This is a genomic window from Maribacter sp. PR1 (assembly GCF_028464145.1).
Classification (GTDB): domain Bacteria; phylum Bacteroidota; class Bacteroidia; order Flavobacteriales; family Flavobacteriaceae; genus Maribacter.
Window position 1 is genome coordinate 205214 of the sequence record NZ_JAQPCG010000002.1, and the last position, 25881, is coordinate 231094.

A 25881-nucleotide genomic window follows, 5' to 3' on the forward strand; every position below is an offset into this window, starting at 1 on the left:
ATTCTTTATTCGGCAGAGAAAGAGATAAGTAGGAATCGATTTTATATAAAGCGATGATTTTTTTCAAAAACAGGTTGTTTTGCAACAAAAAGTCGATGAAAATCACTAATTTTCACAACTTTTGACGTGTTTTTGAAAGTTTTTCACACGAAAGCAATTAAAATATGACCAAAATTACGGCAGCCATAACCGCTGTGGGAGGCTATGTTCCCCAATTTGTCCTCACCAATAAAATGTTGGAAGAAATGGTAGATACCAACGATGAGTGGATTACTACCAGAACTGGAATAAAGGAGCGGCGTGTGCTAAAGAAAGAAGAGGGAGAAGGATCTTCATACTTGGCCATCCAAGCCGCAAAACAGATACTTGAAAAGAAGGACTTAGACCCTACGGAGATAGATTTGGTCATTGTAGCAACGGCAACGCCGGATAGTATGGTCGCTTCAACGGCAGCTTTTGTAGCTTCCCAAATTGGAGCGGTAAATGCATTTGCTTATGATTTGTTGGCCGCATGTTCCAGCTTTTTGTTTGGAATGTCCAATGCAGCTAGTTATATTGAATCTGGAAGGTATAAGAAGGTATTATTGATCGGTGCGGACAAGATGTCCTCGATAATCGATTATACCGATCGTACTACCTGTATTATCTTTGGCGATGGAGCCGGGGCAGTGTTATTTGAACCCAATGAGGAGGGATTTGGCTTGCAGGATGAATACTTGAGATCCGATGGATCGGGCCGACAATTTTTGGGAATGGAAGGGGGAGGTTCCCTTATGCCGGCTACGGAACAAACCGTGAAGGACAGAAAACATTTTATTTTTCAAGATGGTAAGACCGTATTTAAATTTGCGGTTTCCAATATGGCAGATGTAGCAGAACGTATTATGAAAAGGAACGACCTTACGGATAAGGATGTCTCTTGGTTAGTACCACATCAGGCCAATAAACGTATTATAGATGCAACGGCAAACCGTATGGGGCTGGACCATGCTAAGGTACTTATGAACATTCAACGGTACGGGAATACCACATCGGCAACCTTACCATTACTATTGAGCGATTACGAGGACCAATTAAAAAAAGGAGATAACCTAGTTTTTGCCGCCTTTGGTGGTGGATTTACTTGGGGTTCCATTTATTTAAAATGGGCCTATTAACGGGAAGACCAACTAATATATATGTACAACTATGGATATTAAAGAAATTCAAAGCCTAATTAAGTTCGTAGCTAAATCTGGAGCTAGTGAAGTAAAATTGGAGACGGACGATATAAAAATCACCATCCGTACCGGAAGTCAAGGTAGTGGCGAGACAACATATGTCCAATCCATTCCTATGGCCCAGGCCCCAGTGGCACCTGCAGCAGCACCGCCTGCGCAACAAGAAGCTCCTGCAGCTCCCGCTGCACCTACCAAGGAAGCGGAAAAGAAAGACGACGATTCCAAATACATCACGATAAAATCGCCGATTATTGGAACCTTCTATAGAAAACCATCTCCCGATAAACCTACATTTGTAGAGGTGGGCGATACCATTTCTTCCGGAGATGTACTTTGTGTAATCGAGGCAATGAAGCTTTTCAATGACATCGAGTCCGAGGTATCAGGAACTATAGTAAAAGTATTGGTAGACGATTCCTCACCTGTGGAGTTCGATCAGCCATTGTTTTTGGTAGATCCAGCTTAAATCGGTTTCAACCGGTTCATTGGGCAAATAGTCCATTGCTTAAGAAGTAAGACGTACACTAAAAGATCAAGAGATGTTTAAAAAAATATTGATTGCAAATAGGGGAGAGATCGCTTTGCGAGTTATTCGTACCTGTAAGGAAATGGGTATAAAAACCGTGGCGGTATACAGTAAGGCCGATGAGGAGAGTCTTCATGTGCGTTTCGCGGATGAAGCGGTCTGTATTGGACCTGCGCCCAGTAGCGAATCCTATTTGAAAATACCGAATATCATTGCGGCCGCCGAAATTACCAATGCGGACGCCATACATCCAGGATATGGTTTCCTTTCGGAAAATTCCAAATTTTCAAAAATATGTGCGGAGCACGATATCAAATTTATTGGAGCTTCTGCTGAGCAGATAGACCGTATGGGAGACAAGGCTACGGCCAAGGCGACAATGAAGGCCGCAGGGGTACCTTGTGTACCTGGTTCTGAGGGACTGTTGAAGGATTTGGCCGATGCCAAGAAGACCGCTAAAAAAATGGGTTATCCCGTGATGATAAAAGCCACTGCCGGGGGTGGTGGTAAAGGGATGCGTGCCGTTTGGGGCGAGGATGAAATGGAAGATCATTTTGAAAGTGCCGTGAAGGAAGCTACTGCAGCTTTTGGGAACGGAGGCATGTATATGGAAAAGTTGATTGAGGAACCCAGGCATATTGAAATCCAAGTAGTGGGTGACCAGTACGGAAAAGCCTGTCACCTTTCGGAGCGTGATTGTTCCATACAGCGTCGCCATCAAAAATTAACTGAGGAAACCCCATCCCCTTTTATGACGGACAAATTACGCGATGAAATGGGGAAAGCAGCCGTAAAAGCTGCGGAATATATTAAATATGAAGGTGCCGGTACGGTAGAATTTTTGGTGGACAAACATAGAAAGTTCTACTTTATGGAGATGAATACCCGTATTCAGGTAGAGCACCCGATTACCGAACAGGTTATCGATTACGACTTGATCCGTGAGCAGATTTTAGTAGCTGCCGGGGTTCCTATTTCTGGTAAGAACTATACACCAAAACTACATTCCATAGAATGTAGGATTAATGCGGAAGACCCGTATAACAACTTTAGGCCTTCTCCGGGAAGGATAACGACCTTGCATACCCCTGGAGGTCATGGTGTTCGTATGGATACCCATGTGTATAGTGGCTATAGTATACCACCGAACTATGATTCCATGATTGCCAAACTGATTACCACGGCACAGACTAGGGAAGAAGCGATTAATAAAATGAAAAGGGCCTTGGACGAATTTGTTATTGAAGGTATTAAAACCACGATTCCGTTCCATAGGCAATTGATGGACCATCCGGATTATTTGGCGGGGAATTATACCACCGCCTTTATGAACGACTTTAAGATGGATCCTCCACCTGAAAATTAAAATGATAAAAACTCCAACAGCCATGTTGGAGTTTTTTTTTGGTATATATTGGTCACTGAGCGAAGTCGAAGTGACATCCTGCCCTCCGAAACGACAAAAAAGGTCTAGTAGAAGCTTGTCCCGAGAAGCTTGCCCTGAGCGGAGTCGAAGGGGAGACGAGGGATAGCTGAAGGTAGCCGAAATGCCATTGGCCTGTAAGCAGCAGCGATAAACGAATTTCCGCAAAGCATAATCAAAAACGGGCCATCTATAAAACCGTAATCCATTTCCTAATCGGGATTTGGTTATCTTAGGTGTATTGTGTGTAAATGACCAATGATTATATTCAATTGTTATGTATAATCACAATAAACTATATGAAAACACTTTCTCTAATTTCTTTGTTCTTTTTTTCATTTGCCATTCATGCTCAAAACTTTCAGGGTAATCAAGAGGATATTAACTTAATTCTTTCCAATATTAAGGACTTTTCAAGCTCCGTCATGAATTCGGAGTATCAATCCATTGGTAATGCATATACGGATGATGCCAAGATTTTTCCAAATAATAGAGAAATAATAAAGGGGCGTGAGGCCATAATCGGGTATTGGACGCTTCCTGAAGGTGTTCAAACCAAATACCACAAAATTACTCCTGAAGAAATTAAGATTATTGGAAATGAGGCCTATGATTATGGATACTACGAAGGTATCACTTTAAGGCCGGATGGAACGGAATCAAAATGGAAAGGAAAATATGTAATTGTCTGGAAAAAAATCAATCAAGATTGGAAGATGTATCTGGATATTTGGAATGGAATAAAGGATTGACAATATATGTAGAAACCTAATGGATCAACTATCTTTAAGCAAGAAGTTGATGCATTTATGAAAACCCTCTCCACAGTTCTTATTTTATTTTTTTTGACACTCACCCTAACGGCCCAAGACATCGCTGGCGACTGGCACGGGATGCTAAAAGTTCAGGGTGTACAACTGCGGTTGGTGTTCCATATTCAAGAAGAAGGTGAAGGCTATACCACCACTATGGACAGCCCAGATCAGGGAGCCAAGGGTATTCCTGTAACTTCCACTTCTTTTGAACATCCTACTTTAAAAATAGGGATGCCCAATTTGGGGATTGTGTATGAGGGCACTTTAAACGAGGCAGGTACCATCACCGGGGATTTTAACCAATATGGGCAGATCCTACCCTTGGAACTGAGTCGGGAAGTCCCAGAAAAGGGAACCGTACTACGCCCTCAAGAACCTGTAAAACCCTATCCCTATTATACAGAGGAAGTCACCTTTACCAACAAAAAGGCGAATGTGGAGTTGGCCGGGACCTTAAGCCTACCACAACAGGAAGGTGTTTTTCCTACAGTAGTTTTGATTAGTGGCAGTGGCCCCCAAAACCGGGACGAGGAATTGTTTGGGCATCGGCCTTTTTTGGTCCTGGCCGATTATTTAACCAAAAATGGTATTGCCGTGCTGCGTTATGATGACCGTGGGACTGCCTTGTCCACAGGAAATTTCAATTCGGCTACAAGTAGGGATTTTGCAGAGGATGTAACGGCTGCTGTTTCCTTTTTAAAAACAAGAAAGGAGATAGACAAGAACAACATTGGTCTTATCGGTCATAGTGAAGGAGGTATTATAGCGCCCATGGTTGCAAGCAGCTCACAAGATATTACCTTTATTGTGCTCATGGCAGGAGTGGGCATACCCGGGGATGAACTATTATTGCTACAGCAACGCGCTATCGGCAAAGTTTCAGGCTTTAGTGATGATATGCTCATGGATATTGAAATGGCGAATAGGACCGTTTTTTCCATGATCAAAGAATCCACCGACCTCACGCAGCTAAGTTCGGACCTTACCCAATACCTAAAAGAACACCCAGACAAGTCCAAACCAGCCGGGGTCGAGGCGGACACCTATGCACAACTTAAGGTGGACCAATTGCTGAGTCCTTGGTGGTTAAATTTTATTAGGTACGACCCGGCTATAGCCCTTGAGGAGGTTCAGTGTCCTGTATTGGCCATCAACGGTGAGAAGGATCTACAAGTTCTTCCAAAGCAAAATCTTGTGGCCATTAAAGCGGCTTTGGAACGCGGAGGAAACCAAAAATTAACTATAAAAGAGTTGCCGGGACTTAATCACCTGTTTCAGGAAAGCAGCACAGGTTCCCCTGCCGAATACGGGCAGCTATCCCAAACCTTGGCCCCTGAAGCATTAGACACCATTTTAACATGGATCCAAAAACAGGTACGCCCATGAACCTAAGCGATTTTATATAATTTTGAATGTCTGGTCGAGCCGTCATATCGAGCGCAGTCGAGATGCGAGACCTTATGTAAAATACACTATGACTATTGGCCTCTCGACTTTAGTTTATCTTGAGCGAAGCCGAAAGACAAGAGGTGACACTAAGAAATTATTAATTGTTGACCGAGTTTAATAAATACGAAAGAACTAAATGAACCTAAGCTATTGGGAATATAAGTCTTGGTTTACCGATATGGATTTCACCATTGTGGGTAGTGGTATCGTTGGACTGAACTGTGCACTTCGATTAAAGGAAAAACACCCCAAAGCGAACATTATTATTTTGGAAAAAGGAGGGCTGCCCCAAGGCGCCAGTACCAAGAATGCTGGGTTTGCTTGCTTTGGTAGTATTTCAGAAATCCTGTCCGACCTAAAATCCCACACTGAAGCCGAATTGCTAGCTTTAGTGGAACAACGGTATTTGGGCATCCAGTCCCTTCGGAAACTCTTGGGCGATGATAACATCGAGTATTATAACTATGGTGGCCATGAAGTGTTTTTGAAGAATGATAAGGTCCTTTATGATACGTGTTTGGATGGTCTCGATGCTGCCAATCAATTGCTAAAACCTGTTTTTAAGGAAGCTCCTTTTCAGGTGACCGAGAACCTCTTTGGGTTTAAGGGCATACAGGACAACTATATCACCCATAGTTTTGAGGGGCAAATCGATACGGGTAAAATGATGCGGTCGCTGTTACAGAAAGTGCAACAATCCGGCATTCAAGTCTTGAATGCCACAGAGGTCATCCAAATGGAAGACTTGGGTACTTCGGTTTTGGTAAAGTGTACCGATTTTGAGTTTAAAACCATGAAGCTTTTGGTCGCCACGAACGGATTTGCCCAGCAGCTTTTAGATGAACCCGTGAAACCGGCCCGCGCACAGGTTGTCATCACTAAACCCATTTCAGGATTGCCAATAAAAGGGACCTTCCATTTAGAGGAGGGGTATTATTATTTTAGAAATATTGATAACAGAATATTGCTTGGTGGAGGTAGAAACCTCGACTTTAAGACAGAAGAAACCACTGACTTTGGTTCTACTGCAATAGTACAAAACAAATTAATGGACCTATTGCAAACCGTCATCTTACCTGATCAGGAAGTTGAAATCGACTATGCGTGGAGCGGTATCATGGGTGTGGGCAGGCAAAAGCGACCCATCATCAAACACCTTTCGGAAAACATAGCCTGCGGCGTTCGTCTAGGCGGTATGGGCATTGCCATTGGAACCTCTGTGGGAAGGCAATTGGGCGACTTGTTTTAGGGAATTATACCAGTTCTGGTTTAGGAATGTGCCAAAATTTACGCTGTTGCTTTTTTCTGTGCCGAAGCCGTGGAGATTGCAAATAGCCTGGGTTCTTTGCAATTTTCACAATGAAGGCATAGGGAAAATGAACAAGTAAATTGGCTCATTTTTAAATTGGAAATGGTTTTACTACCGTTCAACTATTTTTAAACCTTCTTGTCCTTAACCATATTCTGGATTCCATTTTCTTCCTATATTGCATGTTCCCGTTTCTGGGAATAAAGTGCCCCAAGCCTTTATAATGTCTTCCTACCTTTTTGCTTTTTTATGTTTAAAAGAGAACTCCGTTATATGGGAAGAAGTTTCCTTGTTACATTACTTTTGGTTTGTCTGTTTTCATCTTGTGCGGTGAACCAGACCAAATATCAGCGTAGGTATAATGAGGTTTGGCGTGAGATGATTCAGTCGCAAGCCTGGAAAGAGTCGCTAAAGCAAAATAATGAAGTAGCCGACACAGGGCTCTATGCGAGCACAGAAGATGAAGTTCTTTTGGATTCAGAAACCAATAGCTATAAGAAGAATTTGGCCTTTGAGCAAACCTACCAAACCTTGGTTTCCAGAGCTTATTTTAAGATTATAACGGAAGCAGAGAAATTGGACGCCCGTATTACCGCAGAATATAAACAGATACAGAACCATCCAGAAAATTTTTCCAAAAAGGAACGAGAGGAAATGGAACGCAAATTTAAGGCACACAGGGCCATGTTAAGCGGGTTACGATCATGGAATGTTTTTAGTGAGGATAGGTCGGGTGACTTAGACTACTTTAAAAAGGAAAATCGAGGCGCTATCCAAAAAATGATGGATGATAACCAAGGCTCAGATCAAATGATTAACTTCCTGATCTATAAATTAGCCGATTTATACCATGTTGAAGAAGCATCTGGAAATTAAGAAAATTGCGTATCAACATTGTGAGGACTTTGTCTCCAATCGTTCGTCACGGTTAAAAAAACAAGTAAAGGAACTGGAGGAAGCCTTGACCTCAGAGACCAAAAGTAGTGCCGGGGACAAGCACGAAACGGGCAGGGCCATGGTTCAGTTGGAACGGGAAAAACTGGGCAATCAACTGGCCGAATGTGAAAAAATGCAGGAACTGCTCAATAGGGTACAACCAGATTCCCAGAATAGTACCGGAGGTATGGGCGCCTTGATCGAAACGGCAAATCAATACTACTATATTGCTATTTCGGCTGGAGAAGTTACATGGGACGGAGTTTCTATTTACTGTATTTCTTCGGCTACACCCATAGGCAAATTGTTATTGGGAAAAACTGTTAGGGAGACCTTTTCATTTAACGGGAACACTTTTTCCGTTTTATCGATATCCTAAAAAAATCGTGGATTTTTTGACTATCTTGACGCCAAATTAATGATTGTTGCGACTTTCCTATGGATAAAAAGAAAAAGCTACGGAGTTCAGAATGGTTCGGGGATGATGGTAAAATGGGTTTTGTACACCGTTCTTGGTTGAGAAACCAGGGATATCCCGATGATTATTTTGAAGGTAGGCCCGTCATCGGTATCTGTAATACCTGGTCCGAGCTTACTCCCTGCAATGGTCATCTTAGGGATTTCGCCGAAGTGGTCAAAAAAGGCATTTTAGAAGCGGGAGGTGTTCCAATGGAGTTTCCCGTCATGTCCTTGGGAGAAACCATTATGAAACCGACCACTATGTTGTTTCGAAATTTGGCAAGTATGGATACCGAAGAATCCATCAGGGCCAATCCGTTGGACGGGATTGTATTATTAACGGGTTGCGACAAAACCACCCCGTCTACGATTATGGGAGCTTGTAGTGTAGACCTTCCTACGCTTGTAGTACCTGGCGGACCCATGTTGAGCGGTCGCTTTAGGGGAGAAAAGGTAGGTTCCGGATCCATGAACTGGATGATCAAGGAACGGCAGGAAAACCAAGGGTATTCCGCAGCCGATATTCGCGAAGCCGAAGTATGTGTAGCACGGAGTATAGGTCACTGTAACACAATGGGAACGGCATCGACAATGGCCACCATGACCGAAGCTTTAGGCTTGACCCTTCCGGGATACTCTTCGATTCCCGCAGCGGATTCCAGAAAAAAAATGTATGCACAACTCTCAGGACGTAGGATTGTGGAGATGGTGAAAGAAGATTTGACCATGTCCAAAGTATTAACAAGAAACGCCTTTGAAAATGCCATTATCGTCAATGCGGCCGTAGGAGGCTCTACGAACCTGATCATTCACCTTACCGCTATAGCGCGTAGAATTGGAATCGATTTGAAATTGGAGGATTTTGATACCATTGGAAGCAAGATTCCTTTGCTGGTGAATATGAAGCCTTCCGGTAAATACTTGATGGAAGATTTCTATTATGCGGGAGGTCTTCCCGTGGTGATGAAGGAATTGACACCACTTTTACATAAAGAAACCATAACCGTTAACGGAAACGCCTTGATAGCTAATTATACCGATGCGGTTTGTTATGATACCGATGTCATTGCGAAGCTTGAAAAACCTTTTCAGGATAAATCCGGCATCGCCGTGCTCAGGGGTAATCTGTGCGAAAATGGGGCGGTAATCAAACCTTCGGCAGCTTCGCCCAAACTGATGAAGCATCGGGGTAAGGCCGTGGTCTTTGAAACGATGGAAGATTACCACGAACGGATAGATGCCCCCGATCTAGATATTGACGAAAATAGTGTCATCGTACTTAAAGGGGTAGGTCCCAAAGGTTATCCCGGAATGCCGGAAGTTGGTAATGTGGATTTACCCAAAAAATTGTTGGCCAAGGGTATTACGGATATGGTCCGTATTTCTGATGGCCGCATGAGTGGTACCGCAGCGGGAACCGTTGTGCTTCACGTTTCACCGGAATCAACAGTGGGAGGAACGCTTGCCATAGTTGAAAATGGAGATTGGATAGAACTGGACGTAAACGAAAGAACCTTGCATTTGGATATTGATCAGGCCGAGTTGGACAAACGAAAGAAAGCATGGATACCACCGAAACCTGTGGCAGATAGGGGTTACGTAAAAATGTATATTGATCATGTGGAACAGGCCGATCAAGGAGCCGATTTGGACTTTTTGGTCGGAGGCTCGGGGTCCAAGGTAGAACGCGATTTACACTGATATGGTACTGATTTACTTGCTTCTGGCCATTGTGGCCATCATTTTTCTCACCACCCGATTGAAGGTTCATGCCTTTATGGCCCTGTTGATCGTTTCCATTGCTTATGGCCTCTTTTCAGGAATGTCCTATTCCAATATAATAGTTTCCATAAATGAAGGTTTTGGAGGGACTTTGGGAAAAATTGGGTTGATTATTGTCCTTGGGGTCATCATTGGGGCGTTTTTGGAGAATACAGGTGGAGCTTTCGCGATTGCCGAAAAGGTATTAAACTTCATTGGTAAAAAAAGAATTATCACTGCCATGGGGGTTTTGGGATATATCGTTTCCATTCCCGTTTTTGCCGATAGTGGGTTTTTACTCTTACATCCGTTATCGAAAAGTCTTTCCCAAAAAGCCAAGATTTCTATTGCAGGTCCGGCCATAGCATTGGGACTTGGGCTTATGGCATCACATACCATGGTGCCCCCAACACCGGGACCCATTGCTGCTGCAGGTATTTTAGGAGCAGATTTGGGAATGGTCATTGCCTTTGGATTTCCAGTGAGTATTATAGCTTTGATCGTGGGGATTTATTTTGCGGCCAAATATGCCTCCAAAACCTATATTGAACCGGAGTTGATTGGTGGTGCGGATTCCGAAAGAATTTACAAAGAACGCCCCAGTGCCTTAAAGTCATCCATACCTATCGTCATTCCTATATTACTTATCGTATTAAGGTCTGTTTTGAATCCGGAGCGGACGGGAATCGACAATAGTTTCGTGGACTTTTTGGATTTTGTGGGCGAACCCGTTATCGCTTTGTTAATAGGTGTTTTTCTATGTTTGCTTTTACCTAAGAAATTAGATTACGAAATGGTCTCCTCCTCGGGTTGGATAGGGAAGGCCATTATGGACGCAGCATCTATAATTCTGATTACCGGTGCCGGTGGTATTTTTGGAAAAATTCTACAAAACTCGGGAATTGCAGAAACATTGGGTGATTTATTGAGCAGTTATAACCTAGGGATTTTACTCCCTTTTATTATTGCCGCCGCCATCAAATCCGCACAAGGTTCTTCTACCGTTGCGTTGGTAACTGCTGCCTCTATTATTTATCCCATGATGACCTCCTTGGGCTTTGAAACGGAGATTCAAAAAGCCTTGGTCGTCGTAATCATTGGGGCGGGGTCTGCAGTTGTTTCCCATGCCAATGATAGCTTCTTTTGGGTCGTGACCCAAATGAGTGGAATGAATGTTAAGAACGGATATAGATTGTTTAGTCTTGGAAGCGGTATACTTGGTTTCACCGGCGCCCTTTCAGTTTTTATTTTATATACCCTATTCGCTTAAAAACCATGGCATTTTCTTATTCTGTATGGAAGACAAAGTACTTCTAAAACTCAGGTTTGTTACGGTTGGCTTTTTTCTGGGACTTTAATTTTTTAGATTTTAACCTTCTTTCTATGGAAGATTTCGAAGGTTTGGTGCGCTTTCTTTTTTTTCGAACAACTAAAGCAGATTCCAAAAGATGAAAAAATCTTTTAATGACCAATTCCTTGTTTTTGTGTTGACTTCTAGATTCGTCGCATTGCAGAAGTAAGTTTCCTTCTTGGGTTAGTTTGGAATGGAGCTTCCTCAAGATTCGGACTTTTTCGGTATTTGAAAGTCCATCCGAATGGTTCAAATCGAAAGTCAACGCTACCTTGGACGAAACCTTATTGGCGTGTTGTCCACCGGGGCCACTACTTCTAATAGCCTTGAATTGAAGTTCCTTTAATACAATTTCCTTGTCCAAATTATCTTTTGGATACAAAGGTAAACAAACCTATAGGGACCTCTTACTTTATGAACATAGGTGCAATTAGCAATGCAAAAACAATCAATGTCAAAAATAGATGTATTCTTTTCATGGTTAAAACGATTTAAATTTATCGGTTAACGCAAGAAAATTGATTTTAGTTTACTGTTTTTAAATTAATTATCAAATTTGAGAAAATCACCAATGAGGTAATGTTAATCGGAAGCAGTTGTTTGTAATCTTTGATTGATGGTTTCAAGGGAAACGTTTAGGTAGACTTTTTTTTCAGGTTCTAATTTTACAGGTGAATGAAAGAATAATTTTGCTTCGTCCTCAGTTTCTCCCAACACGAGATAGAAAGGGCCCATCGCATAACAGGTTTTCACGACGGTAGGAATCCCAGAGGTTTCAGAAATCCTGAATTCATGGGCATAAACAATTATTTTCCGCTTGGTGTTGGCATATGATTTTAGCACATCAATGGAAATACTATTTGCTTCGCCAAATAGTGATGCTACATAAAGACTTTTTGGATTTTTGTAAAGGTCCATGGGCTTACCTTTGGCCATTACCTTTTTATCTTTTAATACAAATACTCTGTCCGTAAAGGGAAGTACATCTTCATAATCATGTGTTGCCACAACACATGTAATTCCGTTTTCTTTTAAATACTTAAAAATATTTCTTCTTAAGCTATTCTTTAGAAAGTTGTCAATATGGCTAAAAGGTTCATCCAATAATAGAACTTCAGGTTTTTGTGCCAACACTCTGGCCAAGGCGACCCTTTGCTGCTGACCGCCACTTAGATTCTTCACTTTCTTGTCGGCGAACTCCGTCATTTCTATCATTTCCAGTAGCTCATGGGTACGCTCCTCTAATTCTTTTGGGTAAAAGACAGAAAGATATTGGCTAATATTCTCTGATACGGTTATGAAGGGCATCAGGTCAAAATCTTGAGAAAGATATTTCATAAAAGAGGCTCCAGGTACAAGGTTGAAAGCTGGTCCAAGGACAGCTTCATCCTCCCAGAAAATTCCACCTTGTTCTAAATCCATCAATCCGTAAATAATCTTGAGCAAAGTGCTCTTGCCACAACCACTTTCCCCAATGATGGCAACATGCTCCCTCCGCTGAATCCTTAAATTAATATCCTCAAGAATAGCGTCCTTATCATAGGTAAAGGAAACATTTTCAATTCGTAGCATACTTGGTGTTCTTGTCTTAAAATACAAAAAATCCGCTCTTAAGAAGAACGGATTTTTTAACCTTTTATTGATTTGAGAATCCGTTAATCTTTGAATTCCTTGAGTATAGACTGATTTGGCAATTCTTCGTATCCCATATTATATAGCGTAAATCCAAAAATATCCGCATACTGTTCTATGGTTTTGCTTACCGGCGTACCCGCACCATGACCTGCATTAGTTTCAATTCTAATAAGGGTAGGATGCTCACCTGCTTGTTTTTCCTGTAGCTCTGCGGCAAACTTAAAGCTATGGGCAGGAACAACACGGTCATCATGATCTCCCGTGGTTACCAAGGTTGCCGGGTAGGACGTACCCTCCTTTACATTATGAACGGGAGAATAGCCCTTTAGATAATTGAACATCTCCTCACTTTCCTCTGAGGTCCCATAGTCATAGGCCCATCCGGCACCTGCCGTAAAGGTATGATACCTTAGCATGTCCATGACACCCACCGCAGGTAAAGCCACTTGCATTAAATCCGGTCGCTGGGTCATTGTAGCCCCTACCAACAGACCCCCATTAGACCCTCCCCGAATTGCCAAGTATTCCTTAGACGTATACTTGTTTTGGATTAAATATTCCGCAGCTGCGATAAAATCATCGAAAACATTTTGCTTTTTGGTCTTTATACCGGCATTATGCCATTTTTTACCATATTCGCCACCACCCCTAAGATTTGGAACAGCGTAAATACCACCTTGCTCCATCCAAACAGCATTGACAATACTAAATGAAGGAGTAAGGCTTACATTAAATCCACCATACCCGTATAAAATAGTCGGGTTTTCACCATTGAGCTCAACACCTTTTTTATGGGTAATGATCATCGGGATTTTGGTACCATCCTTGGAAGTGTAAAAAACCTGTTTGGATTCGTATTCATCAGGGTTAAAATCGATATTTGGTTTCCAATATTGAGCATACTCACCAGTTTCCACATTGTATTTATAGGATGATCCCGGGGTATTATAATTGGTAAAGGAAAAATAAAACTCCTTTTCTTCTTTTTTGCCGCCAAACCCACTGGCACTGCCTAATCCGGGCAGTTGTACCTCACGGACCAAATTACCATCATAGTCATATTGAAAGACTTTGGAAATAGCATCTACCATATACTCAGCAAAAAAGTAACCTCCGCCGGTATTGGGGCTTAGTACGTTTTCGGTTTCAGGAATAAAATCTTCCCAGTTTTTCGGAGAAGGATTTTTGGCATCTACGGTAACGATTTTCTGATTGGGCGCATTTCTATTGGTTACAATGTATAACTTGGAGTCGACGTTTTCAATAATGTAGTTGTCCGAATCTGTATCATCGACTATTGGGATCAAGAGTCCATTTGGATCTTTCAAGTCTTGTATAAAAAGTTTGTTTCCAGAAGTGGATACAGATGCAGAAATAACCAAGTACTTTTCATCTTCTGTAACACTTGCACCTATATACCTATGCTTTTCAATGGGTTTCCCCCCATAGATTAATTGGTCCTCAGTTTGAGGTGTTCCCAGTTTGTGATAGAATACTTTGTGTTGATCGGTCTTTGCCGAAAGTTCACTTCCCTCAGGTTTGTCATAACTGGAATAGTAAAAACCATCATTTCCTTTCCAAGAAATACTACTAAACTTTATATCGACCAACGTGTCTTCAACAATTTCACGCGTTTCCGTATCCATTACTATTGCTTTGCGCCAATCACTACCCCCTTCTGATATTAAATAAGCTGCTAGAGAACCATCCTTGGTGAACCGTAATCCGGCCAAAGAAGTTGTGCCATCCTCGGAAAACGTATTGGGATCCAAGAATACTTCGGCCTCTTCATCCCCTTGGGTCCGGTAGACCACATATTGATTTTGTAAGCCATTATTTTTATAGAAATAAGTATAATCACCTTCTTTGAAGGGAGCGCTAATTTTTTCGTAATTCCATAGTTTTTCCAACCGATTTTTGATATCGTTCCTATAGGGTATGTTTTCCAAATAACCGAACGTGGTTTCATTTTGTTTTTTTACCCATGCCTCGGTTTCCGGGCTTCGGTCATCTTCCAGCCACCGATAGGGGTCTTTAACTTCGGTTCCAAAATAATTATCTATGGTATCAACTTTGGTTGTCTCCGGATAGTTCACAGTGATAAGCTCTTTTTTTGTTTCTTTCTTACAGGATGCCAAAAGTATGGCAATGAGCGAAAAGAACAGGAATTTTCTCATGGTGTTTTTGAATTAGTCAGGTTAAAAATACCATAAAAAAACCTCCAAAACATAGCTGTTTTGAAGGTTTTAACATTATTTGGAGTTTACGATTATACCAGACCTTTCGCTACCAAATATTCAGCGATCTGTACGGCATTAGTGGCTGCACCTTTTCTTAGGTTATCTGCAACAATCCACATATTTAAAGTGTTCCGTTGTGTTTCGTCCCTTCTGATTCTACCCACAAAAACCTCGTCCTTATCGTGCGCATAAATTGGCATGGGATAGGTATTGGTATCCGGGTTGTCCTGAACGGTAACCCCAGGGGTATCGTTTAAAATTTTTCGGACTTCCTTCAAATCGAAATCATTATTAAATTCAACATTTACCGATTCGGAATGTCCGCCGGCCGTTGGGATACGTACTGCAGTAGCACTTATCGAAAACGAACGGTCATCCAATATTTTTTGAGGTTCACGGGCCAATTTCATTTCCTCTTTGGTGTACCCATTTTCCAAGAAAACATCACAATGTGGTAAGGCATTTCGTCCTATGGGATATGGATAAGCCATTTCACCAGAAACTCCCGCTATTTCATTTTCCAATTGTTGAACTGCCTTTACTCCAGTCCCAGAAACGGATTGGTAGGTTGAAATAATCACCCTTTTCATTTGATATTTTTTGTGAAGCGGGGCAAGAGCCATAACCAATTGAATGGTAGAGCAGTTTGGATTTGCAATTATTTTGTCGTCTACAGTAAGGGTATCGGCATTGATTTCCGGTACGACCAGCTTTTTATCAGGGTCCATACGCCAGGCCGAAGAATTGTCCACTACAGTGGTACCTGCCGCTGCAAATTTTGGAGCCCATTCCAAGGAGGTATCTCCACCTGCTGAAAATATGGCGATGTCCGGTTTAGCCGCTACGGCATCTGCAAGACCTATAATAGCGTATTCATTGTCCTTATAGGAAAGCTTCTTCCCTATAGATCGCTCCGAAGCCACCAATAAGAGTTCGCTTATGGGGAAATTGCGTTCTGCCAAGACTTTCAACATCACCTCACCTACCATCCCCGTGGCTCCAACTACAGCTACTTTCATATGTATATCATGTTTTGATAAGGGCACAAAAATAGGTAATACTAAGAGGTGGGCAAGAGAAAAAAGATTAAATAATTAAAATATAACAAAAAGTTTTAAATTTAACAATTGGATATTCCAAATTGTTTGTTGCTATTGACCCTTAACGATAGCTGCATTACTATGCTATTATATTTGAAATGCCGTATAGGTAAATGATTGCATGCAAATTCATCCCAAATAGTAATTATCTTATAAAAAAAGACCGCCAATCTGTTAGCGAAACAAGATTAGCGGTTTTAAAATTAGACTGCAGTGCAGCGGTTCACCCTTTCAGAGGATGTTTATTTTTTCAAGGCATCCCTAATTTCCATAAGAAGTTCCTCCGTAGTTGGTCCTTTTGGTTTTTCTGGAGCAGGTTCCTCCTTCTTTTTAGTTTTGTTATAGGCCTTAACGATTATGAATAGTACAAAACCAACGGTAATCAAATTGATTATGGCGTTGACCCATTTTCCGTACATAATTGCATTCTCAGGTTTGATAACTTCTCCATCGGTACCAACAACAGCTTCGTCCAATACAATTTTCATATCGGCGAAATCCAATCCTCCTGCAAAGTGACCTACAATGGGCATCATAATATCCGATACAAATCCATTGACTACAAGCCCAACGGCTCCAGCCAGAATTACCGCAACTGCCAAGTCGATGACATTTCCGGTCATAATAAAGTTCTTAAATTCCTTAAGCATGATTTAGTGTTTTTAAAATGGTTAATAAGCCTGCAATGTAAGAAAAAAATGCCTTCTTAATAATATGTTAATGAGAGGTTTCTATGGGATGTATACTCTTTTTACACGCTGAGATATTCCTGTAATCAACTCATAGGATATGGTGTCAGCTGTTTTTGCTACTTGGTGCGCGGATAATTGGGGGCCAAAAATAATGACTTCGTCACCTTCTTTACAATCAATATCGGTTACGTCTATCATAATCATATCCATACAAACGTTTCCAATAATTGGTGCCAACTTGTCCTTTACGAGAACATGCGTCTTTTCTTTTCCGTATTGCCTTCCTATTCCATCCGCATGACCAATAGGTAAGGTGGCCGTAGTTCGGTTGGTTTTGGAAAAGTAGGCTCTATTATACCCTACACTTTCACTAGGGTCTATTTGGTGTAGTTGTGATATAATTGTTTTTAAGGTCGCAATAGGTTTTAATTGAACATCTATTTTTGGGTCATTGCCATATCCGTATAAGCCAATACCGCTACGAACCATGTCATATTGGGCATCCCCATAATTTAGAATACCGGAAGTGTTCAATATATGTCTTATTGGCTGTATATTTAAGCTGGCGCAGAATACCGAACTTAATTGTTCAAAAAGGGTAATTTGATTTCGGGTGAATTCTTCTTCGTTTTTATCTTCGGTTGCGGCCAAATGGGAAAATACGGAAACTACCGATATGGACTTGTTATCTTGTACTCTTGACACTAGTTTCTGCAAGTCCTTTTCCCCAAAACCTAATCTGTTAAGTCCAGAATTAAACTTAATGTGTATAGGATAATGATCTAATTCCTTTTCTTGAACAGTAGCCAAGAACTGATCTAAAATTCCGAAGGAATAGATACTGGGTTCCAAGCAATGTTCTATGAGCGCTTCAAAATTTACCGCTTGCGGATGGAGTACTAATATGGGTTTTGTAATACCCGCTTTTCGTAATGTAACCCCTTCTTTTGCATAGGCAACGGCAAAATAGTCCGTCCCCAATTCCTGAAGCTTTAAGGCAACGATTTCAGAATCACTTCCATAAGCAAAAGCCTTTACCACGGATAAAAATTTGGTTTCAGCCTTTAGTTTAGATCGTAAAAAGCGATAATTGTGTTCTAGTGATTTTAAGTCGATTTCTAGAACGGTTTCTTTGGCCTTAGGCATCGGAATTTTTGTTAGGGTCTTTTATTTCTTCGGAATCAACATCCATGTGCCTTACCTTTTCTTTTAACATGGCTTTGTAAAACGCCCCACGGCTTAGAGGTTCATATTCGTTGGTTTCCCCGAGCATGACCAAATTGTCATTGTTGGATTTTCTAAAGCTATAATTAGCCAAATTACCGGTGCGTGTACAAATAGCATGGACTTTGGTAACATATTCTGCAGTGGCCATAAGTGCAGGCATGGGGCCAAAAGGATTTCCTTTAAAATCCATGTCCAGCCCAGCTACAATGACCCTGACGCCTTTATTTGCCAAATCATTGCAAACTGTTACAATTTCATCATCAAAGAATTGGGCCTCATCTATTCCTATGACATCACAGGTGTCTGCCAAAATACGAATATTTGCCGCTGCCGGAACGGGTGTAGAGCGTATCTCATTGGCATCATGGGAAATTACCATATCATCATCATAACGGGTGTCTACCATGGGCTTGAAAATCTCTACCTTAAGTTTAGCGAACTGGGCCCTCTTTAATCTGCGTATTAATTCCTCTGTTTTACCTGAAAACATGGAGCCGGCAATGACTTCTATCCAGCCGAATTGTTCCTTGTGGTTAACGGTATTTTCGAGAAACATTTTGTATTTTTAGACGAAAATAAGAGGTTTTTCCGTTCTTATTCATAGAATCTTAAAGTTATTAAAAAAAGGTGCGGAATTAGCGTGGAATAAACTAATTTGTAGTTATGAAGGAAAAACTAAAGGCGGATTTGATTAAAATGTCGACGGATATCATTACCTCAAGAGAGATTAATGATATTACGGACTTGTATGAAGCTGCCAAGAAGCTTTACGAAAAAATCGCAGTATTAAAATTTATAGAGGAGGAATTGAACGACATTCAGGTGGATGTTTCCAAAAACGTAATTGCCGAAAAGTTCGAGAAAATGGCTAATGCAGTTATGCGAGGCAATACATCTGTTCCAGAAAACAACCCACATGAAGAGGATATCATGATTCCAGGAATGGATACGATAAAGGATATGGTCTCCGAAATGCCCAATTCCGATAATCTTGAGGAGGTTTTAACAGAATTTATGTCCAAACCGGACCTCATGAAAAACGATAAGGATTTGTTTATGCCTCCTTCAGGTTCAAAAAAGGAAGAGATTCCAAAATCCTTAAATGATCGTTTGGTGACCAAAGAGCTCAAGGTAGATCTCAACAATAGGTTGGGTTTTATAAAGCATTTGTTTAATGGGAGTACCGAGGATTATAATCGGGTATTGTCACAACTAAGCACTATTGATAGTCACGAACGTTCTGTTTCCTTCATTAAAAACATGGTAAAGCCAGATTACAACAATTGGGATGGAAAAGAAGAATATGAGTTGCGTTTTATGGAGTTTATAGAACGTAGATTTTCGTAAAAGATATTTTAAAATCAAACGAACCCAACACCAGATGTTGGGTTTTTAGTTTCTAAGGATGGGAAAATTGTATTTGGTGCCAACACCTATTGGAAATTTGGAAGATATAACCTTAAGGGCCATTCGCATTTTAAAAGAGGTTGATTTGATTTTAGCTGAGGATACAAGGACAAGCGGCAAGCTTCTTCAACATTTATCGGTCACGACATCTATGCAAAGTCATCATATGCATAATGAACACAAAACCGTAACCGGTATTGTTAATAGATTAAAAGGTGGTGACTCCATTGCCTTAATTTCCGATGCAGGCACACCTGCAATTTCCGACCCAGGATTTTTGTTGACCAGAGCCTGTGTGGAGGCAGGTGTTGAAGTGGAATGTCTTCCAGGTGCAACCGCTTTTGTACCCGCATTGGTAAATAGCGGTTTACCCAATGATAAGTTTGTATTTGAAGGTTTTTTACCGGTTAAAAAGGGAAGACAAACGCGATTGACCCTTTTGGCCGAGGAACCTAGAACGATGATTTTTTATGAATCTCCACATAAGCTAATAAAAACACTCGCCAATTTCGTGGAATATTTTGGAGCGGACAGACCTGTTTCAGTCTCTAGAGAGTTAACCAAGCTATATGAGGAAACTGTTCGAGGCACTGCAAAAGACGTATTAAAGCATTACACGGAAAAACCACCCAAAGGCGAAATTGTTATTGTTGTAGGTGGAAAGGAATAATTTTTTCAACCAAATAAATCATTTGCCAGCACTAAAAATAACCTAAATTGATCCCATGTTAACGCCATGGTTCATTTCTGGGTTTACAGTAATTGCAGTCTATTTTTTGGACCGATGGGAAAATAGGCATATAAAATCCTTGTTCGATTGGGTTCCTGCCATTTTGCTCGCTTATATTATACCCGCCATTATTTCGTATGTTTTCAACGTAGACTATTCCCAGGCCGAAATCCATAATTTTAGTAGGGATTACTTTATTCCCTTGGCCATAATTGCGGTTATGAGCAGTTTATCCCTAGGTCAGTTGAAGTCTATTGGTTATAAGCCGATACTGGTTTTTCTGGCGGGCTCCTTTTTCATCGCTGTTTTTCCGGTAGTTCTTATGATGCTTTTTTCAGATACTGAAGTTATTTCAAAAACTTTGTTGACCGAAAGTTATTGGATGGGCATACCGCCCATAGTGGGCAGCTGGATCGGAGGGAGTACAAGTCAGCTCGTACTAAAGGAATTGGTGGAATGTCCTGAAAATATTTTTCTTATGGTTTTGGTCATGGATAATATATTGGTAAATATTTGGACCATACTCATGTTTCAAAGTATAAAAAGAACCAATACCCTTAATCGGTGGTTTAAGGTTACTGATGTGGCACTGCCTGAAGATATTCGTATTGAAAATAAACGTGGATGGAACCCTTGGCTTACCTCCTTTACTCTTTTTGGAATTGTACTATTGAGTAATTATTTAATAGAAAGTTTTGTGTTGAAGGTGGTTTTACTGTCATTTGCTGGGCTTGCCTTTAGCAACTTTATTCCCAAATGGAATTCTGGCTTTGCCTTGAAGGCCGGTAGTATTTTGATTATCGTGGTAATGGCTGTTTTAGGACTCAAATTACAGATAGCAACTTTAGGGTTTAACATACCCTTTCTTGGTTTTTTAAGTATTTGGCTTGTTGGTCATTTTATTTTTATGGTCCTGGTGGCTAAGCTGTTGAACGTGAACATGGCCTGGGTGCCTATTGCCAGTATGGCTAACGTCGGCGGTATCGCAACGGCTCCCGCAGTAACCGCAGCCTACAATTTAAAGTGGATGCCCCATGCCATAGTATTGGCAATATTAAGTATGGCCACCGGAACTTTTTGGGGCATGTTGACGATTTGGCTTTTAAAAAATTTAGTGATACTTCAATAGGTTTATTATTCAACACTAATACCTAGACCCATCATGCTTGCCCTTCTCCCAACCATTTTTACTTAGGTATTGGTCGGCACTTTCCACGGCTCCACCTTCAATTGTGGTGCCCATAGAGTCGTTCCAACGGTTGAGATAGCCAAATAGGGAAATCACGCCCAACATTTCCACAATTTCGCCTTCGTCCCAATATTTGTAAAGTCGTTCTTTTATTTCGGCATCTACAGCGTTGGGAACTTGGGAGGCCTGTAATGAAAAGTCCAATGCAGCCCGTTCCGCATCTGAAAAAGCGGAATGAGTGCGATACTCCCAAATATTGTCCAATTTTTCCTGTTCCGCACCATAACGTTCAGCCGCCCTAATAGCATGTGCCTGGCAATACCTGCAACCTGTGGCGTTACTACTTACCCAGGCTATCATACGTTTCAAAGCAGAAGTAACCCTACCCTCGTTGGCCATAACCGCCTTATTAAGGTTTATGAATGCTTTCGAAATAGCTGGCCTATGCTGCATGGTCAATACGGAGTTAGGGCAAAAACCTAAAGTTTCATTAAAGAATTCAGCCAATTTTTTTGTTTCAGGGTCGTGATTGGGGTCAAGGGGTGTTACCAGTGCCATAGGATGCGCTTTTAGAGTATAATTATGGTATTTTTGTAATCTACAAGAAACAAAAAATTATGGGTACAACAAATCATATATCAACCAAATGGTTGGGGAACATGGCCTTTGAAAGTAACAACCCTTCTGGTCATAATCTAAAAATAGATATCGCAAAAGAAGATGGGGGTGACGGGAGCGGATACAGACCTAAAGCCTTAATGTTGTCCGGTCTTGCAGGTTGTTCCGGTCTTGATATAGCCGGACTTATTAAAAAAATGAAACTGGAAGTTGCAGAATTTCATATAGAGACTATTGCCAACCTTACGGACGAACACCCAAAATATTATGACAAAGTTTTAATCGAATATCATTTTCATGGCTCCAATCTAGAGGAGAAAAAGTTACAACGGGCTGTAGATCTTTCCGTTGAAAAATATTGTGGGGTTATGGAAATGTTCAGGAGGTTCGCAGAACTTGATATAAAAACTATTTTTCACAAGATATAGGACTTCAGTATATGCGCTGGACCATTAAACCCAAACCTAAGCAAGCCGATATTGAATTTTTGGCCAATGAATTGAATGTGGACGAGTTGGTTGCACATTTACTGCTTCAGCGCGGTATTAAAACCTATGAAGAGGCAAAAAACTTCTTTCGTCCTCAGTTAAAGGATTTGCACGATCCTTTTTTAATGAAAGATATGGATTTAGCGGTGGCCCGAATAGAAAAGGCCATGGCTACAAATGAAAATATTCTAGTCTTTGGAGATTATGATGTGGACGGTACCACTGCAGTGGCACTTCTCTCTTCATATTTGTTATCATATTACCCCAATGTAGCCACCTATATTCCGGATCGCTATTCGGAAGGATACGGCGTATCCTACAAGGGAATCGATTTTGCGGAAGACAATGGATTCTCATTGATTATTGCTTTGGATTGCGGTGTAAAGGCTGTGGACAAAGTAGACTACGCCAAGGAAAAGGGAATTGATTTTATTATTTGTGACCACCATAGACCGGATAAAACATTGCCCGCTGCCGTGGCCGTTTTGGATGCTAAAAGGGAGGATTGTGACTATCCGTATGATGAGTTATGTGGATGTGGTGTAGGATTTAAATTGATTCAGGCACTTGGTTCCCGACGTGGTCAAGGAATTGAGGATTTGCTGCATTACCTTGATTTAGTGGCTACGGCAATTGGTGCGGATATCGTTCCGATTACTGGAGAGAATCGAATATTGGCATTTTACGGGCTTCAGGTTATAAATCAAAATCCAAGGGCCGGTTTTAAGGCGATAATACAACAGGTAAAGAAGTCAACACTTACCATTACCGATGTCGTTTTTATTATCGCTCCTAGAATCAATGCGGCAGGAAGGATGGAACATGGTCAATATGCGGTAAACCTGCTTATGGAAACAGATTTATCGGTTGCCACGAAATTTGCTGCAGAAATAGAAAAATTTAATACGGATAGAAGAGGGTTGGACCAGGAAATAACGGAAGAGGCCCTTATACAAATTCGGCAAAACAAGGAGGAAAACCGCTTTACTTCCGTAGTATTTCAGGAGGATTGGCATAAAGGCGTTATTGGCATAGTAGCTTCACGGTTAACTGAAACGTATTATAGACCTACCTTGGTCTTTACAAAAAGTGGGGATAAATTGGCGGCATCCGCACGTTCCGTAAAGGGCTTCGATGTATATAACGCCTTAGAGCTTTGTTCCGATTGTATAGAGCAATTTGGGGGTCATAAGTATGCCGCTGGACTCACATTGCTGGAGGAACAGTACGATACTTTTAAAGGACAGTTTGAAAAAGTAGTCAAGGAAACCATAGACCCTATGTTATTGACTCCGGAAATTATTGTGGATGCGATTATGGAGCTAAAGGATATTACCCCAAAGTTATTACGGATCATAAATCAGTTTGCACCTTTTGGCCCCGGGAATATGTCACCCGTATTTATGGCAGAGCAATTGGTGGATACAGGATATGCCCGAACGGTAGGTCAGGAAGGGGCACATTTAAAGTTAGCTGTAACGCAACAGGGTAGTCATAAAATTGAAGGTATAGGCTTTAATTTGGGGGATAAACTTTCAAAGGTTACGAGTAGAAAACCTTTCAATGCGGTATTTTCCATCGATGAAAATGAATGGCAAGGAAATATTAGTCTACAACTTAAACTTCGCGATATTCAATGAGGATAGAACATTTGGCCATTTGGGTAAGTAACTTGGAACGTATGCGAAATTTTTATGAGGAATATTTCGGAGCAACTTCGGGGGCCAAATATATTAATGAGAAAAAGGGATTTTCTTCCTTTTTTTTAAGTTTTAAGGGTGGTCCAAGGTTGGAAATAATGCATCGACCTGACATATCGAAAAAAAAGTGGAAGCAAGACCCTGCAGATGAATCTTTGGGACTAATACATTTTGCAATATCTGTTGGTTCCATGGAAAAAGTGAATAACCTGACAGCGCAACTAAAGCTAAAAGGAATACGGGTACTGGGGGAACCAAGAACTACGGGGGATGGATATTACGAAAGTTTGGTAGTGGACCCCGAAGGAAACAAAATAGAAATTACCGTTTAGTGTATGAGCAAAAACATTGATTCGTACGCAGCCTTACGATTTAAGGAATTCAATATTTTCTTACTGGTCCGTTTTGCCATGGTTTTTGCATGGTCCATGCAATTTATAGTAATAGAATGGCAGGTATATTCTTTAACCAAAGACCCGTTATCCTTAGGTATCATAGGATTAATGGAAGTAATTCCCGCGGTAGGAATGGCCCTGTTTGCTGGGCATATTGTTGATCAAAAGGAAAAAAGGAATTTATTGGTCAAATGTATATTTGGCTTTTCCGTGATTAGTTTTGGTTTATTCGTTCTCAGTTGGCCCTCCTTGGAAGAGACTTTGGAGACTCATACTATTCTGTACGGTATTTATGGCCTTGTTTTTTTAGGTGGGTTGGTAAGGGCCTTTTTAGGACCTACCATTTTTTCGTTGATAGCACTTATAGTCCCCAAGAAAATATACCCTAATGCCGCAACATGGAGTAGCTCTACATGGCAATTGGCATCTGTTTTAGGACCGGCATTAGCTGGTTTTTCTATTAGTTTTATCGGCGTTCATTGGTCTATGTGCGTCATCTTTGGATTTTCTATTCTAGCATTGATAGCACTTTTTCAAATACCCAGAAAACCAATAATGAACCCAAAAATAGGGGAACCTGTTTTTCAAAGTCTACTTGAGGGACTCAAATTTGTGTTTAATACCAAGGCAATATTGGGTGCATTGACTTTGGATATGATTGCGGTACTCTTTGGTGGTGCAGTGGCCTTACTTCCGGTTTTTGCCCAGGATATTTTGCATGTTGGTTCGGAAGGGTTTGGAATACTTAGGGCGGCGCCCGCTGTAGGTGCTTCAATTACTATGTTGGGGTCTACAAGATTTCCATTACATAAGAATGCTGGTAAAAAGTTATTGTGGGCCGTCTTCGGATTTGGGATATGCATTATTGTTTTTGGCATGTCCACCTATTTTTGGCTTTCAGTAATCGCTTTGTTTGTTAGCGGGGCGGTTGACGGAATTTCCATGATTATACGCCAGACCATTCTTCAGTTAAAGACTCCAGATCATATGCGGGGAAGAGTGGCGTCCGTGAATTCTATGTTTGTGGGATCTTCCAATGAACTTGGGGCTTTTGAAAGTGGCGTTACCGCAAAGCTGATGGGAACTGTGACCGCGGTAATTTTTGGAGGCGGTATGACTTTGATAACAGTTGGAATTACCGCCTTTGCATCCCCTACTTTTAGAAAATTGGACCTTACAAAGGACATCGAGGATCATGAAAAGGAATAATA

Annotated in this window: 25 protein-coding genes; 17 read left to right on the forward strand and 8 right to left on the reverse strand. The window is 41.2% G+C overall.

The genetic code is table 11. The features are described from left to right. The first annotated feature begins 164 nt into the window (after nt 1-164). The 10 genes from PP182_RS04540 (at nt 165) to PP182_RS04585 (ending at nt 11168) form a co-directional block, all read left to right on the forward strand. Nucleotides 165-1157: a beta-ketoacyl-ACP synthase III gene (locus tag PP182_RS04540; RefSeq protein WP_272650149.1), complete on the forward strand. Its 993-nt coding sequence runs from the start codon at nt 165-167 to the stop codon at nt 1155-1157. 31 nt (nt 1158-1188) lie between these two features. After that, nucleotides 1189-1686, forward strand: coding sequence for an acetyl-CoA carboxylase biotin carboxyl carrier protein (accB, locus tag PP182_RS04545; protein ID WP_272650150.1), 498 nt, complete (start codon nt 1189-1191; stop codon nt 1684-1686). 73 nt (nt 1687-1759) lie between these two features. Further along, the gene (gene accC / locus PP182_RS04550) at nt 1760-3112 is read left to right on the forward strand and encodes an acetyl-CoA carboxylase biotin carboxylase subunit (protein ID WP_272650151.1); all 1353 of its coding nucleotides are present in this window, start codon (nt 1760-1762) and stop codon (nt 3110-3112) included. 356 nt (nt 3113-3468) lie between these two features. After that, a complete protein-coding gene (locus tag PP182_RS04555; protein ID WP_272650152.1) occupies nt 3469-3921 on the forward strand; it encodes a YybH family protein in 453 nt (150 codons plus the stop codon). A 93-nt stretch (nt 3922-4014) separates the two neighbouring features. Then, nucleotides 4015-5370 carry an alpha/beta hydrolase family protein gene (locus PP182_RS04560; RefSeq protein WP_330097975.1) on the forward strand — a complete coding sequence of 452 codons (1356 nt, stop codon included), beginning with the start codon at nt 4015-4017 and terminating at the stop codon, nt 5368-5370. 199 nt (nt 5371-5569) lie between these two features. Then, nucleotides 5570-6682 carry an NAD(P)/FAD-dependent oxidoreductase gene (locus tag PP182_RS04565; RefSeq protein WP_272650154.1) on the forward strand — a complete coding sequence of 371 codons (1113 nt, stop codon included), beginning with the start codon at nt 5570-5572 and terminating at the stop codon, nt 6680-6682. 333 nt (nt 6683-7015) lie between these two features. After that, nucleotides 7016-7618 carry a hypothetical protein gene (locus PP182_RS04570; protein WP_272650155.1) on the forward strand — a complete coding sequence of 201 codons (603 nt, stop codon included), beginning with the start codon at nt 7016-7018 and terminating at the stop codon, nt 7616-7618. Further along, a complete protein-coding gene (locus tag PP182_RS04575) occupies nt 7593-8057 on the forward strand; it encodes a 3-oxoacyl-ACP synthase (RefSeq protein WP_272650156.1) in 465 nt (154 codons plus the stop codon). Before PP182_RS04570 ends, PP182_RS04575 begins: the two co-directional genes overlap by 26 nt. Nucleotides 8058-8116: 59 nt before the next feature. Beyond that, complete coding sequence (locus PP182_RS04580; protein ID WP_272650157.1) at nt 8117-9838, forward strand: IlvD/Edd family dehydratase; 1722 nt, start codon at nt 8117-8119, stop codon at nt 9836-9838. A 1-nt stretch (nt 9839) separates the two neighbouring features. Further along, the gene (locus PP182_RS04585) at nt 9840-11168 is read left to right on the forward strand and encodes a GntP family permease (protein WP_272650158.1); all 1329 of its coding nucleotides are present in this window, start codon (nt 9840-9842) and stop codon (nt 11166-11168) included. 43 nt (nt 11169-11211) lie between these two features. Here the strand turns inward: PP182_RS04585 and arfB are convergent, their stop codons facing one another. The 7 genes from arfB to PP182_RS04620 form a co-directional block, all read right to left on the reverse strand. Next, on the reverse strand, nt 11212-11613 hold the full coding sequence (arfB, locus tag PP182_RS04590) for an alternative ribosome rescue aminoacyl-tRNA hydrolase ArfB (protein WP_272650159.1): 402 nt from the start codon (nt 11611-11613) through the stop codon (nt 11212-11214). 218 nt (nt 11614-11831) lie between these two features. Then, entirely contained in the window at nt 11832-12821 is a 990-nt protein-coding gene (locus PP182_RS04595; RefSeq protein ID WP_272650160.1) for an ABC transporter ATP-binding protein, read from the reverse strand. 83 nt (nt 12822-12904) lie between these two features. After that, the gene (locus tag PP182_RS04600; RefSeq protein ID WP_272650161.1) at nt 12905-15061 is read right to left on the reverse strand and encodes a prolyl oligopeptidase family serine peptidase; all 2157 of its coding nucleotides are present in this window, start codon (nt 15059-15061) and stop codon (nt 12905-12907) included. Between the two features lie 92 nt (nt 15062-15153). Next, nucleotides 15154-16143, reverse strand: coding sequence for an aspartate-semialdehyde dehydrogenase (locus PP182_RS04605; RefSeq protein ID WP_272650162.1), 990 nt, complete (start codon nt 16141-16143; stop codon nt 15154-15156). 323 nt (nt 16144-16466) lie between these two features. After that, complete coding sequence (mscL, locus tag PP182_RS04610) at nt 16467-16874, reverse strand: large conductance mechanosensitive channel protein MscL (RefSeq protein WP_272650163.1); 408 nt, start codon at nt 16872-16874, stop codon at nt 16467-16469. 81 nt (nt 16875-16955) lie between these two features. Beyond that, nucleotides 16956-18062 (reverse strand): alanine racemase, encoded by a 1107-nt coding sequence (gene alr / locus PP182_RS04615; protein ID WP_272650164.1) that lies wholly within the window; start codon nt 18060-18062, stop codon nt 16956-16958. Continuing rightward, nucleotides 18055-18699 carry a thymidine kinase gene (locus tag PP182_RS04620; protein WP_272650165.1) on the reverse strand — a complete coding sequence of 215 codons (645 nt, stop codon included), beginning with the start codon at nt 18697-18699 and terminating at the stop codon, nt 18055-18057. Before PP182_RS04620 ends, alr begins: the two co-directional genes overlap by 8 nt. A gap of 107 nt (nt 18700-18806) precedes the next feature. Between PP182_RS04620 and PP182_RS04625 the strand changes: the two genes are divergently transcribed. Genes PP182_RS04625 through PP182_RS04635 form a run of 3 tightly spaced genes read left to right on the forward strand, consistent with a single transcriptional unit; the run spans nt 18807 to nt 21409 of the window. After that, nucleotides 18807-19490 carry a hypothetical protein gene (locus PP182_RS04625; RefSeq protein ID WP_272650166.1) on the forward strand — a complete coding sequence of 228 codons (684 nt, stop codon included), beginning with the start codon at nt 18807-18809 and terminating at the stop codon, nt 19488-19490. A 58-nt stretch (nt 19491-19548) separates the two neighbouring features. After that, nucleotides 19549-20220 (forward strand): 16S rRNA (cytidine(1402)-2'-O)-methyltransferase, encoded by a 672-nt coding sequence (rsmI, locus tag PP182_RS04630; RefSeq protein ID WP_272650167.1) that lies wholly within the window; start codon nt 19549-19551, stop codon nt 20218-20220. 55 nt (nt 20221-20275) lie between these two features. Next, nucleotides 20276-21409 (forward strand): DUF819 family protein, encoded by a 1134-nt coding sequence (locus PP182_RS04635; protein WP_272650168.1) that lies wholly within the window; start codon nt 20276-20278, stop codon nt 21407-21409. A 15-nt stretch (nt 21410-21424) separates the two neighbouring features. Here PP182_RS04635 and PP182_RS04640 read toward each other — a convergent pair whose 3' ends face one another. Continuing rightward, nucleotides 21425-22027 carry a carboxymuconolactone decarboxylase family protein gene (locus PP182_RS04640; RefSeq protein WP_272650169.1) on the reverse strand — a complete coding sequence of 201 codons (603 nt, stop codon included), beginning with the start codon at nt 22025-22027 and terminating at the stop codon, nt 21425-21427. 59 nt (nt 22028-22086) lie between these two features. Here PP182_RS04640 and PP182_RS04645 point away from each other — a divergent pair, with 59 nt between their 5' ends. From PP182_RS04645 to PP182_RS04660, 4 genes are read left to right on the forward strand one after another with little or no spacing between them, the layout of a single operon-like run. Next, complete coding sequence (locus tag PP182_RS04645) at nt 22087-22515, forward strand: OsmC family protein (protein ID WP_272650170.1); 429 nt, start codon at nt 22087-22089, stop codon at nt 22513-22515. An 11-nt stretch (nt 22516-22526) separates the two neighbouring features. Further along, on the forward strand, nt 22527-24215 hold the full coding sequence (gene recJ, locus PP182_RS04650; protein ID WP_272650171.1) for a single-stranded-DNA-specific exonuclease RecJ: 1689 nt from the start codon (nt 22527-22529) through the stop codon (nt 24213-24215). Next, complete coding sequence (locus PP182_RS04655; protein WP_272650172.1) at nt 24212-24607, forward strand: VOC family protein; 396 nt, start codon at nt 24212-24214, stop codon at nt 24605-24607. Before recJ ends, PP182_RS04655 begins: the two co-directional genes overlap by 4 nt. A 3-nt stretch (nt 24608-24610) precedes the next feature. Then, nucleotides 24611-25879 (forward strand): MFS transporter, encoded by a 1269-nt coding sequence (locus PP182_RS04660; RefSeq protein ID WP_272650173.1) that lies wholly within the window; start codon nt 24611-24613, stop codon nt 25877-25879. The last annotated feature ends 2 nt before the right edge of the window (nt 25880-25881 follow it).